Origin of the sequence: Rhizobium ecuadorense (assembly GCF_001187535.1) — a bacterium.
Lineage (GTDB): Bacteria > Pseudomonadota > Alphaproteobacteria > Rhizobiales > Rhizobiaceae > Rhizobium > Rhizobium ecuadorense.
This window is the reverse complement of record NZ_LFIO01001207.1, coordinates 1-239: the sequence shown is the minus strand read 5'-3', so window position 1 is coordinate 239 and position 239 is coordinate 1. Positions and strand designations below refer to the sequence as shown.

The following is a 239-nucleotide window of genomic DNA, read 5'->3' as shown; positions in this document are numbered from 1 at the left end:
GATCTTAAGTAACCTGGTTGAACACGACCATCTTGTCGTCGGCCATCTCTTCCATCGTTGAGGGAATGCCGCCGACCCCGTATCCGGACTGTCTGCGTCCGGCGAAAGGCATCCAGTCGGTGCGAAACGCCGTATGGTCGTTGACGAGAACGGCCGATGCATCCATATGTTTTGCCGCCTTGAGAGCAACCGCTATGTCGGCGGAAAAGACGCTTGCCTGGAAGGCATAGGGCAGCGAG

General features: G+C 57.3%; 1 protein-coding gene. It reads right to left on the bottom strand.

Features of this window, described 5'->3' with window-relative positions; translation table 11 throughout:
* Positions 1 to 4 precede the first annotated feature (4 nt).
* Positions 5 to 239: aldehyde dehydrogenase family protein (locus AF337_RS25540; RefSeq protein ID WP_152971182.1), on the bottom strand; the 235-nt coding region annotated here is incomplete at its 5' end.